This is a genomic window from Streptomyces sp. NPDC048606, from assembly GCF_040650855.1.
Taxonomy (GTDB): domain Bacteria; phylum Actinomycetota; class Actinomycetes; order Streptomycetales; family Streptomycetaceae; genus Streptomyces.
In genome coordinates this window covers 149,833-160,976 of sequence record NZ_JBEZIB010000019.1, presented here as the reverse complement: position 1 = coordinate 160,976, position 11,144 = coordinate 149,833, and the positions used below count along the sequence as shown (strand labels likewise).

The window sequence follows — 11,144 nt, the reverse complement described above, 5'->3', positions numbered from 1 at the left end:
GTGAGGTCGTCGATCCCCGCGGAGGCGCTGGTCATGACGGCTTCGGTGCGCAGCGGGTTGATCTCGGAGACCGCGCCGACGAACGTGGTCTTGCCGACACCGAAGCCGCCCGCCACCACGATCTTCGCGGAGGTGGTGGAGCGGGGAGCCGCTCCGGCGTCAGAGCTTGCGAAGTCCACTGAGAACCCTCTCGAGCAGCGTTACGTCCGGCGTTCCGCCGGCCTCTCCATTGCCCGGCTGGTGGATGGCCACCATTCCGGCCTCGGCCAGGTCGGCCACGAGGATCCGGGCGACACCGAGCGGCATCGACAACAGTGCGGAGACCTCCGCGACCGACTTCACCTCACGGCACAGCGTGCAGATGCGCTGGTGCTCGGGCAGGAGGTTGGACAGGTGCATCGGATCGGCCGTGGTGCTGACCAGGGCCTCTATGGCGAGCTGGTAGCGCGGCCGGGTGCGGCCGCCGGTCATCGCGTACGGACGCACCAGCGGCTGATCGCCTTCCGAGTACGAGTCTCCGTACGCATCGGGATAGGCGGGGGGCGGGGTCATTGATCCTCCGGGCTGGACAGCAGTGGTCAGCGTGCCGTCTGACGGGGCGGCCGGTGGGGGGACATGACGGCCTGTCGGGGGTACTGGAATCCGGGAGTGCGGTCCCGGACCCCCGGCCGGAAGTACCGTCCGGCCGGGGGGTGGGTGTCAGATGAGCAGGCTTCCCTGAAGCTCCGCGCGCAGGTCCGGGGTCAGGACGCTGCCGGCGCGGTCCACGAGGAGGGCCATCTCGTAGCCCACGAGGCCGATGTCGCACTCGGGGTGCGCCAGGACGGCCAGCGAGGAACCGTCGGAGACGGACATGAGGAAGAGGAATCCCCGGTCCATCTCCACGACGGTCTGGTTGACGGCGCCGCCCTCGAAGATCCGGGAGGCCCCGGCGGTCAACGAGGTCAGGCCGGAGGCCACGGCCGCCAGCTGGTCGGCGCGGTCACGGGGGAATCCTTCGGACATCGCCAGAAGGAGTCCGTCGGCGGAGACCACCACGGTGTGGGACACCCCGGGGGTGTTGTCCACGAAGTTGGTGATCAACCAGTTCAGGTTCTGTGCCGCCTGGCTCATCGAACTCAACTATCGCTCCTGCTGGTAAGTGGGGTCGATGTGGTAACTGCCGGTCGCGGGGCCGGTGGTGCCGGCCTGACGGCCCTGCTGGATACCGCGTCGGAGGTTGGTGAGACGACCGCGGACGTCGTCCGGGGCGCGCGAGACCTGCGGACCGGCCTGCGCTTCGGACTGCTGCTGCGCGGTGCCGGCCACGAGGTTCGCCCGCGGTACCCGGCGCGGCAGCCCCGAGGTGGTGATCCCGCCGGCGGCGGGCTGACGCACCCGTTCGGCCTGGCGCATCAGCTCGTCGTTCGGCGACGAGCGCCAGCTGACCGTCGGCGTGCTGCCGGTGACCGCCGTGGCGGGCTCGGCCGGACGCTCCTGGCCGCGCTGCGGCAGCGCGGGCTGGGGACCGGTGGGCTGCTGCGGAGCCGGGGCCTGCGGCTGCTGGGGCACGGACGGCGCCTGCGCGGCGGGCTGCTCGCCCTGCTGCGGGTACCAGTTCGACTCCAGCGTGTCGAAGATCGGGCTGCGCAGCTCGCCACCGGACTGACGGTCCGGCGCCGGCGGCAGGGCCTCCGGCTGGTGCGCCTGCGGCAGTCGCGGAGCCTCGGCCCGCGGGGCCGGGGCGTACGAAGCCTGCGGGGGCTGCTGCGCCTGCGGGGGCTGCTGTTGACCGTAGCCCGCGCCCACACCGGGCCCGCCCGGACGGGCGAACTGGCCGGTCTGGGCGGGGTCCAGCGGACCGGCCGGCTGCGGGCGCTCGAACTGCCCGGTGGTCGACGGGTTCTGCGGGGCCTGCGGCTGCTGCGGCTGCTGCGGGCGCTCGAACTGCCCGGTCGTGCTGTTGGCGGGGTGGCCGCCGGTGTTCTGCGGGGGCGGGCCGTTGAAGTCCGGGCGGGCGAACTCCGCCGTGGACCCGGGGCCCGACAGCTCGTCGTGCCCGCGCGGGACGTCCTGGCCCTGGCCGGAGCCCCAGCTGGTGCCCTGCGGCAGCCCGGCGGGGGAGGCGCCCGTACCCGGGAGCTCCGCCAGCGGGGCGCCACCGCGCGCCGGAAGCTGCGGCCGGCGACGCTTGACCGGCTGCTGCGGACCACCCTGCGGGGACTGCCCGCCGGGACCGGCCTGCTGGCCCTGCCCGCCCTGCCCCGGCTGCTGCGGACGCTCGAAGCCGTTGCCCTGCGGGAATCCGCCGGGGCCGGACGCGCCCGGCGCGGCCGTCGGCCGGGCCTGCGGGCCACCGCCGAGGAGGCCGCCCGACTGCTGCTGCGACTGCTGCTGGCCGCGCGCCGGAAGCGGGGCACCGGAGCCGAAGCCGCCCTGACCCGCCGCGGCACCGGGGCCGCCCTGCGGACGCTGCTGCCCACCGGGTGCGCCGGGACCGCCCGGCGCACCGGGACCGCCCTGGCCCGGCAGGGCCGGACGCCCGCCGCCGGAGACCTGGCCGCGCTGCTGACCGGCGCCCACGGGGGGACGCGCGCCCGCACCGGGACCGCCCTGACCCACCTGGCCGCCGGGACCGGCCTGGCCGGCCGCGGGGCCGCCCTGACCGCCCTGGCCCGGCATCGGACCCGGCTTCTTGCCGCCCTGGGCGACGTCCACCGGCAGCATGACGAGGGCGGTCGTACCGCCCGAGTCGGAGGGGCGCAGCTGGATGCGGATGCCGTGTCGCAGGGACAGGCGGCCGACCACGAACAGACCCATGCGGCGGGAGACGGAGACGTCCACGGTCGGCGGCGACGCGAGTCGCTCGTTGATCGCGGCGAGGTCCTCGGGGGAGAGGCCGATGCCGGTGTCGTGGATCTCGACGAGCACGCGGCCGTCGGGCAGCGCGTGACCGGTGACCTTGACCTTGGTCTGCGGGGAGGAGAACGAGGTGGCGTTCTCCAGCAGCTCGGCGAGGAGGTGCACGAGGTCGTTGACGACGCGGCCGGCGACGTCGGTGCCGGGCACCGACGCGAGTTCGATGCGCTCGTACTGCTCCACCTCGGACGCCGCGGCGCGGAGCACGTCGACGAGCGGGACGGGGCGGGTCCACCGGCGACCCGGCTCCTCGCCCGCGAGGACGAGGAGGTTTTCGCCGTTACGGCGCATTCGGGTGGCGAGGTGGTCGAGCTTGAAGAGGGAGGACAGCTGGTCCGGGTCGGCCTCGCGCGACTCCAGTTCGGAGATGAGCGAGAGCTGACGCTGGATGAGGCCCTGGGAGCGGCGCGAGAGGTTGGTGAACATCGCGTTGACGTTGCCCCGCAGGAGGGCCTGCTCGGCGGCGAGGCGGACGGCCTCGCGGTGCACGTCGTCGAAGGCCGCGGCCACCTGGCCGATCTCGTCGCGGGTGTGCAGACCGACGGACTCCACGGAGGTGTCGACGTCCTGCGGGTCCGACTCCGAGAGCTGCTTGACGAGCTCGGGCAGACGGTCCTGGGCGACGCGCGTCGCGGTGTCCTGCAGGCGGCGCAGCGAGCGGATCATGGACCGGGCCATGACGAAGGCGCCGACGAGGGACACGCCGAGGACGAGGAGGATCAGGGCACCGTTGATGATGGCGTCCTGCTGCGACTCGTTCTTGAGCTCGCGGGCCTTCTGCTCCATGTCCTCGAGCAGGGTCAGCTCGATGACCTTCATCGCCTGGAGCTTGGTGTCGTCGGCGTCGTACCAGTCCATCCAGGACCGGTTCTTCTCCTTGGCGAACTGTCCCTGGGTGCTCAGCACGCGACGGGCGTAGTGGTCGGCGCTGCCGATCTCCGTGTTGCCGTCGCCGAGCGCCGCGAGGAGCTCCTCGGGCTTGCCCTGGTAGACGAGTTCGAAGGTCTTCTTCGCCTGGCTCTCGCCGCGGAGCGCGGAGAGGGCGTAGAGGCGGTCGTTCTCCTCCAGCTTGCCCGGCTTGTCGCCGCTCTCGGGGAGCGAGGCGGCGATGATCGCGCGCTGGATGGAGGCGTACTCCTTGGCGGAGGAGAACGCCGCCAGGGCACGGGTGCGCTTGATCATCTCGGGGCTGGAGGTGGCCTGGGCCATGTCCTGCGAGAGGGAGAGCAGCGAGACGATGAGGGCGTTGTACTCGGTGACGGTCTGCTGGGCGCCGTTCTGGTACGCCTTCTTGCGGATGTCCTCGATGCCGGTGAGCTGACGGCCGATCTGCAGGATGTTGTTGCGGATCGACTTGAGCGTCTCGTCCTTGTCCTCCGCGTTGTCGACCTTGTCGGTCGCGGCGGTGAAGGCGTTGGCGGCGGCGTCGGTCTGGTCGCGGACACCCTGGACGAGGCTGTTGGTCTTGCCGTCCTTGGCGATCGACATCGGACCGGCCGACTTGTCCCGCTCCTCCTGGAGCATGGCGGCCAGGTTGGTGGCCTGCCGGGTCATCGTCGTCAGCAGCTGCATGTGCTCCAGCTGCGCGATGTCGTTCATCGAGTCGTTGATACGGAAGCCACCGAGCGTGGTGGCGGCGACGACCGGCAGGGTCAGCAGCGACACGAGTCGCGTGCTGATGCGCCAGTTCTGCATGGCGAGACGGGAACCGGGCCCACTGGGGGCCTTCGGTATCGCCTGTGCCTCGTCGGTCTCGATCGGCTCGGTCTTGCCCTTGGCCCGACCCGGCTTCGCGGCCTTGCCGGACTTCCCGCGGCCCTTGCCCTTCACCGGGGGAGCGGACTGGGGTCCGGTTCCCTCGATGGCCGGCCCGCGGTTCTGGGCGTGCTGGGCCGAGGGACCACGGTCGGTCCCGCCGCGCGGGTCCTGCTCCGCCGCGGCATCCCCACGTCCCTGGCGGGCCTGGGGAGACCCCTTGCCATCCCTCTTGAATCGTCCCTGCACTAGCGTCGCAACCTCTGGACCAGGCGTTCCGCCGTTGACCGGCGAAACGGTGTCGAGTCGTGGGGCACTGACGGCCCCATGGTGGTCGTCGGTGACCGGCGCGTCTCCCTCTCTTGCCACCGCGCTCGGCGCCTTCTGGCGCCCGCTGCGCGCCGGCTGATACCCGCGGCGGTCCCGCGAATTCCAGCACAGTGGGGGATCTCCAACAAGGTGCGCGTGTCGCCCCGGCGAGCCGGTCACGTCCCGTGACGGGGACGTCACGGGACGTGGAAGCACTATCGGGATGAATCGGACTTACGTCAATCAAAGCTTGCGTCTGGCAAGGTGTCCCAGTCGAGATGATCAGGAGCGGAATGGCGCATTCAGTGGCGCAATGTCCGTTTGGTCGGGCGGAATTGACTGCCTGTTATGTCCGGAATGCCGGCTGAGTGGTGAGCAAACTCACACGGTCGTGGCCATTACTTCCCGGTTCGGTCAGGGATTCAGATGTTTAGCCTTGCCCTTTGAAGGGTTGGGCGCCCGCCGCACGCGACGCGCACCCGACAGCCCCATCCACCGACCGAGCCGAGGGCCCGAAACTCCGATGAAGACGACGATGATGTTCCGCAACATAGCCAACCCCCGTCGCACCACCCTCGCGCACCTGAAGGACGCCGAGGAACTGCAGGCGGCGCCGGCCACCCCGGAGCACTCCGTCGACCTGCCGGCCCAGACCGCGAACCCGCGCCGCACCGTCCTCATGGACGCGCCGGTCGCCGCCGCCGCGCAGTAGGTCCGCGCGCCGCGGAGCGCGAGGCGTCGCCGCCCGCCGCGTTAGCCTGGAGTCCGCAGACTCCAGCAGCGGCAACACAAGAGGGGCAGACGCAACACGTGCGCATCGCCAGGTTCTCGATCGACGGCAACGTCGCGTTCGGCGCGGTCGAGGGCAGCAGCGCCCCCGGTGACGAGTCGACGCTCGTGCTCGACATCATCAAGGGCATCCCCTTCGCGGACTTCGAGCTCTCCGGCACGAAGGTCCCGCTGAGCAAGGTCCGCCTGCTCCCGCCCGTGCTCCCGAACAAGGTCGTGGCCGTCGGCCGCAACTACACGGAGCACGCGGCGGAGCTCGGGCACGAGATCGTCGACGAGCAGGGCCGCCCCGAGCCGCCCCTCGTCTTCTTCAAGCCCTCCACCTCGGTGGTGGGCCCCGGCGACCCCATCGCGTACCCGTCCTTCTCCCAGGAACTGCACCACGAGGCGGAGCTCGCCGTGGTCATCGGGCGGATGTGCCGCGAGGTCCCGAAGGAGCGCGTCAAGGACGTCATCCTCGGCTACACCTGCGCCAACGACGTCACCGCGCGCGACATCCAGCGGCGCGAGAAGCAGTGGGCGCGGGCCAAGGGCTTCGACAGCTCCTGCCCCCTCGGCCCCTGGATCGAGACCGACCTCGACCCGAGCGACCTGACCGTCCAGTGCACCGTCAACGGCGAACAGCGCCAGCTCGGCCGCACCGGCGAGATGATCCGCTCCATCGAGGACCTGGTCGTGCACATCAGCGAGGCGATGACCCTCCTCCCGGGCGACGTCATCCTCACGGGGACCCCGGCCGGAGTCGGCCCCCTCAACGTCGGCGACGAGGTCGCCGTCACCATCGAAGGCATCGGCACTCTCACCAACAAGGTGATCAAGCGTGGTTAACGGACCTGTCCGCGTACGTTTCTGTCCCTCCCCGACCGGCAACCCCCACGTGGGCCTGGTCCGCACCGCCCTCTTCAACTGGGCGTTCGCGCGCCACCACGGCGGCACGTTCGTCTTCCGCATCGAGGACACCGACGCGGCCCGCGACTCCGAGGAGTCCTACGGCCAGCTGCTCGACTCGCTGCGCTGGCTCGGCTTCACCTGGGACGAGGGCCCCGAGGTCGGCGGCCCCCACGCCCCGTACCGCCAGTCCCAGCGCATGGACGTCTACGCGGACGTCGCGAAGAAGCTCCAGGACGGCGGCTACGCCTACCACTGCTACTGCACCACCGAGGAGCTCGACCAGCGCCGCGAGGCCGCCCGCGCGGCCGGCAGGCCCTCCGGCTACGACGGCCAGTGCCGCGACCTCACCGACGCGCAGAAGGCCGCGTACGAGGAGGAGGGTCGCCCCTCCATCGTCCGCTTCCGGATGCCCGACGAGGCCATCACCTTCACCGACCTCGTCCGCGGCGAGCTGACCTTCACCCCGGAGAACGTGCCGGACTTCGGCATCCTGCGGGCCAACGGCGCCCCCCTCTACACGCTCGTCAACCCGGTCGACGACGCGCTGATGGAGATCACGCACGTGCTGCGCGGCGAGGACCTGCTGTCCTCCACCCCGCGCCAGATCGCCCTGTACAAGGCGCTCATCGAGCTGGGCGTGGCCAAGGGCATCCCCGAGTTCGGCCACCTGCCGTACGTGATGGGCGAGGGCAACAAGAAGCTCTCCAAGCGCGACCCCGAGTCCTCGCTCAACCTCTACCGCGAGCGCGGCTTCCTGCCCGAGGGCCTGCTGAACTACCTCTCGCTCCTCGGCTGGTCCTTCTCCAAGGACCAGGACATCTTCTCGATCGAGGAGATGGTGGCGAAGTTCGACATCCCGGACGTCAACGCCAACCCGGCCCGCTTCGACCTGAAGAAGTGCGAGGCGATCAACGCCGACCACATCCGACGCCTCGACCCCAAGGCCTTCGCGGACGCCTGCGCCCCCTGGCTGCGCGCCCCGCACGCCAACTGGGCGCCCGAGGACTTCGACGCCGACGCCTGGGACCGGATCGCCCCGCACGCCCAGACCCGCGTGACCGTCCTGTCGGACATCACCGCGAACGTCGACTTCCTCTTCCTCAAGAGCCCCGTCGAGGACCAGGCGTCCTGGGACAAGGCCATGAAGGGCGAGCCCGCGGCCCTGCTGACCACCGCCCGCGAGAAGCTCGACGCCGCCGACTGGTCGGACCCCGAGTCCCTCAAGCAGGCCGTCCTGACCGCCGGCGAGGCCCACGGCCTCAAGCTCGGCAAGGCCCAGGCCCCCGTCCGTGTCGCCGTCACCGGCCGCACGGTGGGTCTGCCGCTGTTCGAGTCCCTGGAGATCCTGGGCAAGGAGCGCTCGCTGGAGCGCATCGACGCGGCCCTGGCGAAGCTCTCCGCCTGACGACCCGCATCCCCCGAAGGGGCGGCCGCCGACCCGGCGGCCGCCCCTTCGGCGTTGTCGGCCCGACCCCCTAGGGTGCGTGCTGTCGATCAACCGTCCCCCCTGCCCGTGGAAGGCCCCCGCATGCCCATGACCGCCCCCGACTACGCCCGCTACTTCACCCCGGGGCACTCCTTCACCTACGAGAGCGGCCAGCGCGGCACGCTCCACGTGGCCGTCGCCGGCGAGCTGTGGCTCCCCAGCGGCCAGGTCACCGCCTGCGACCCCTTCATCGGCCTCGGGTCGGGCGAGGCCGAACCCTTCACCGCCCGGGTGGCCCCGGGCCGCTACCGCGTCGAGACGGCCATAGCCACCCTGGTCACCCCGGGCGAACCGGCCTCCGACACCCCGCACCTGCGCACGGCCGCGGCCCGTCTGGTGATCTCCGACACGGAGACGGTGAGCTGGGAGCAGGCGCTCCTGGCCGGCCAGGACGCGGCGGCCCTCGGGGAGGACGAGTACTACGGCTACGGCGTCGACGCGGGCGCGGGCTGCTTCTACGACGTGACCGCCGACGAGTCCTTCCCGCTGTGCGAGGGCGACGAGGGCCCCCTGTGGGACGCCTTCGAGGAGAACGACCACGGCCCCGGCCCCTACCTCGTCGCGGGTGAGCAAGGACACAACCTCGCCGCCTTCTCCTCCGGCTGGGGCGACGGCTCCTACCCGACCTGGGTCGGCCGCGACCGCGCCGGCGCCGTCACCTGCTTCGTGACGGACTTCTTCGTCGTGCCCACCGAGGAGGACGGCGCGGCGTAGGCTCGGCCCCATGCCGATCCGCGCCGTGCTGTGGGACATCGACGACACCCTCTTCGACTACACGGGTGCCGACACGGCCGGACTCGCCCGCCACCTCGTCGACGAGGGCCTCGCGGAGCGCTACGGCTCCCCCGACGAGGCCCTCGCCCTGTGGCGCCGGCTCACCGAGCGCCACTGGGAGCGCTTCTCCGCCGGCGAGGTCACCTTCCCCGGTCAACGCCGCGACCGCGTACGGGAGTTCCTCGCGCTCCCCGACATGGCGGACCCGGACGTCGACGCCTGGTTCACCCGCTACGTCGCCCACTACGAGGCCGCCTGGACCCTCTTCCCGGACGTCCTGCCGGCCCTCGACGCCCTCGCCGGGCTCTACCGCCACGGGGTGCTCTCCAACTCCTCCGTCGCCAACCAGGACCCCAAGCTGCGCCGCCTCGGCGTGCGCGAACGCTTCGAGGTGCTGGTGTGCGCCGCGGAGCTCGGGGTGAGCAAACCGGAAGCCGGCGCCTTCCTGGCCGCGTGCGAGGCGCTGGGCCTGCCGCCGCACGAGGTGGCCTACGTGGGCGACCAGCCGGAGATCGACGCGCGCGGGGCCCGGGACGCGGGCCTGACGGCCGTCTGGCTGGACCGGGACGGCCGGCGCGGCCCCGCCCCGACCGGGGTACACCGCCTCACGGGCCTTGACGGACTGCCGGAGCTGCTGGCCGCCGATACCCGTTTTGGAGCACGGTCAGGCATCCGGTAATGTTCTTTCTGCGCCGCCGAGCGGGCCGAAAGGCCGAAACGGAGGCGCTAACCAAACGAAAGCCCCCCAGGGGGTTGAAGTTCGGTGGGCTATAGTGTAATTGGCAACACGAGGGTTTCTGGTTCCCTTATTCTAGGTTCGAGTCCTGGTAGCCCAGCGCAGTGCAGCAGTAACGCAGTGCTTTGCCCCCGTTGTGTAGCGGCCTAGCACGCCGCCCTCTCAAGGCGGTAGCGCCGGTTCGAATCCGGTCGGGGGTACAGATCCTTCCCGCGAGATCTCCAGGGTCGCACCCGGACGTCTTGATGCAGGATCGCTAGGGCCCCCGTTGTGTAGCGGCCTAGCACGCCGCCCTCTCAAGGCGGTAGCGCCGGTTCGAATCCGGTCGGGGGTACTGTGTCTAGCAGGTCTAGACCTTTGGGCTATAGTGTAATTGGCAACACGAGGGTTTCTGGTTCCCTTATTCTAGGTTCGAGTCCTGGTAGCCCAGCGCAGTACCGCAGTAAAGCTAGCCCCCGTTGTGTAGCGGCCTAGCACGCCGCCCTCTCAAGGCGGTAGCGCCGGTTCGAATCCGGTCGGGGGTACGTAACAGGAGAGGCCCTCCGCGATCATCGCGGAGGGCCTCTTCCGTGTGTCCGGGCGCGGTCGACCGTCCGGGCACGGAGGCGGGCGGTGGAGACAAGTACGGGCCCGGCGGCGCGAGTTCGGACGTGTGCGGCGTCGTACGCGCCCCCGGGCCCGGGGGTGGGTGGGGATCGAAGACCTGGGGCGCGGCTCAGCCGGAGCGGCGCAGCGCCTCCGTCAGTCGGGCGGCCGCGTCGATGACGGCCTGGGCGTGCATGCGCCCCGGGTGGCGCGTCAGGCGCTCGATCGGCCCGGAGACCGACACGGAGGCCACGACACGGTTCGAGGGGCCGCGTACGGGCGCGGAGACGGATGCCACGCCGGGCTCCCGCTCGCCGATCGACTGGGCCCAGCCGCGGCGTCGTACGCCGGACAGGGCCGTGGCCGTGAAGCGCGCGCCCTGCAGACCGCGGTGGAGCCGCTCGGGCTCCTCCCAGGCCATCAGGATCTGCGCCGCCGAACCCGCCTTCATCGGGAGCGTGGAGCCCACGGGGACGGTGTCCCGCAGGCCCGACAGCCGCTCGGCGGCCGCCACGCAGATGCGCATGTCGCCCTGACGCCGGTAGAGCTGCGCACTCTCGCCGGTCACGTCACGGAGGTGCGTGAGCACCGGTCCGGCCGTTGCCAGCAGGCGGTCCTCGCCGGCCGCGGCGGCAAGCTCTGCCAACCGCGGGCCGAGGATGAACCGGCCCTGCATGTCCCTCGCCACCATCCGGTGGTGTTCCAGTGCCACGGCAAGGCGATGTGCCGTGGGTCGTGCGAGCCCTGTCGCCGCGACCAGCCCGGCGAGGGTGGCCGGACCGGACTCCAGTGCGCTCAATACCAGAGCTGCCTTGTCGAGAACGCCGACGCCGCTAGAGTTGTCCATGAAACGATATTCACGTCTCACACTGTGAAACGCAAGTTCAAATTTTCCAAGAACGAGCGAGTCTGTATGTGCGG

At 71.1% G+C, this 11,144-nt stretch carries 9 protein-coding genes, 5 tRNA genes and 1 pseudogene; 10 read left to right on the top strand and 5 right to left on the bottom strand.

Annotated elements, in window-relative coordinates; all coding sequences use genetic code 11:
- From AB0D01_RS21750 to AB0D01_RS21735, 4 genes and pseudogenes are all read right to left on the bottom strand, one after another.
- A pseudogene (locus AB0D01_RS21750) lies at positions 1-179 on the bottom strand (ATP-binding protein); the annotation flags it as partial.
- Complete coding sequence (locus tag AB0D01_RS21745; protein WP_267012008.1) at positions 160-552, bottom strand: DUF742 domain-containing protein; 393 nt, start codon at positions 550-552, stop codon at positions 160-162. The pseudogene AB0D01_RS21750 and the gene AB0D01_RS21745, both read right to left, overlap by 20 nt.
- A gap of 147 nt (positions 553-699) precedes the next feature.
- On the bottom strand, positions 700-1,113 hold the full coding sequence (locus AB0D01_RS21740) for a roadblock/LC7 domain-containing protein (RefSeq protein WP_008739864.1): 414 nt from the start codon (positions 1,111-1,113) through the stop codon (positions 700-702).
- Positions 1,114-1,122: 9 nt separating this feature from the next.
- Positions 1,123-4,902, bottom strand: coding sequence for a nitrate- and nitrite sensing domain-containing protein (locus AB0D01_RS21735; protein ID WP_363057600.1), 3,780 nt, complete (start codon positions 4,900-4,902; stop codon positions 1,123-1,125).
- Between the two features lie 583 nt (positions 4,903-5,485).
- On the opposite strand from AB0D01_RS21735, the gene AB0D01_RS21730 reads away from it, so the two are divergent.
- The 10 genes from AB0D01_RS21730 to AB0D01_RS21685 all read left to right on the top strand — a co-directional run bounded on the left by AB0D01_RS21730 (position 5,486) and on the right by AB0D01_RS21685 (position 10,162).
- Positions 5,486-5,674 (top strand): hypothetical protein, encoded by a 189-nt coding sequence (locus AB0D01_RS21730; RefSeq protein ID WP_363057598.1) that lies wholly within the window; start codon positions 5,486-5,488, stop codon positions 5,672-5,674.
- Positions 5,675-5,772: 98 nt separating this feature from the next.
- Complete coding sequence (locus tag AB0D01_RS21725) at positions 5,773-6,579, top strand: fumarylacetoacetate hydrolase family protein (RefSeq protein ID WP_363057596.1); 807 nt, start codon at positions 5,773-5,775, stop codon at positions 6,577-6,579.
- A complete protein-coding gene (gltX, locus tag AB0D01_RS21720) occupies positions 6,572-8,047 on the top strand; it encodes a glutamate--tRNA ligase (RefSeq protein ID WP_363057594.1) in 1,476 nt (491 codons plus the stop codon). Before AB0D01_RS21725 ends, gltX begins: the two co-directional genes overlap by 8 nt.
- A gap of 123 nt (positions 8,048-8,170) precedes the next feature.
- Positions 8,171-8,842: a DUF4241 domain-containing protein gene (locus tag AB0D01_RS21715; protein ID WP_363057592.1), complete on the top strand. Its 672-nt coding sequence runs from the start codon at positions 8,171-8,173 to the stop codon at positions 8,840-8,842.
- Positions 8,843-8,852: 10 nt separating this feature from the next.
- Positions 8,853-9,581 (top strand): HAD family hydrolase, encoded by a 729-nt coding sequence (locus AB0D01_RS21710; protein ID WP_363057590.1) that lies wholly within the window; start codon positions 8,853-8,855, stop codon positions 9,579-9,581.
- An 85-nt stretch (positions 9,582-9,666) separates the two neighbouring features.
- Positions 9,667-9,738, top strand: a tRNA-Gln gene (locus AB0D01_RS21705).
- 27 nt (positions 9,739-9,765) lie between these two features.
- Positions 9,766-9,838, top strand: a tRNA-Glu gene (locus tag AB0D01_RS21700).
- A 61-nt stretch (positions 9,839-9,899) separates the two neighbouring features.
- A tRNA-Glu gene (locus tag AB0D01_RS21695) sits at positions 9,900-9,972 on the top strand.
- A gap of 24 nt (positions 9,973-9,996) precedes the next feature.
- Positions 9,997-10,068 (top strand) — tRNA-Gln (locus AB0D01_RS21690).
- Between the two features lie 21 nt (positions 10,069-10,089).
- Positions 10,090-10,162 (top strand) — tRNA-Glu (locus AB0D01_RS21685).
- Between the two features lie 191 nt (positions 10,163-10,353).
- On the opposite strand, the gene ndgR is transcribed toward AB0D01_RS21685, so the two are convergent.
- On the bottom strand, positions 10,354-11,070 hold the full coding sequence (gene ndgR / locus AB0D01_RS21680) for an IclR family transcriptional regulator NdgR (protein WP_007266782.1): 717 nt from the start codon (positions 11,068-11,070) through the stop codon (positions 10,354-10,356).
- Positions 11,071-11,144 lie beyond the last annotated feature (74 nt).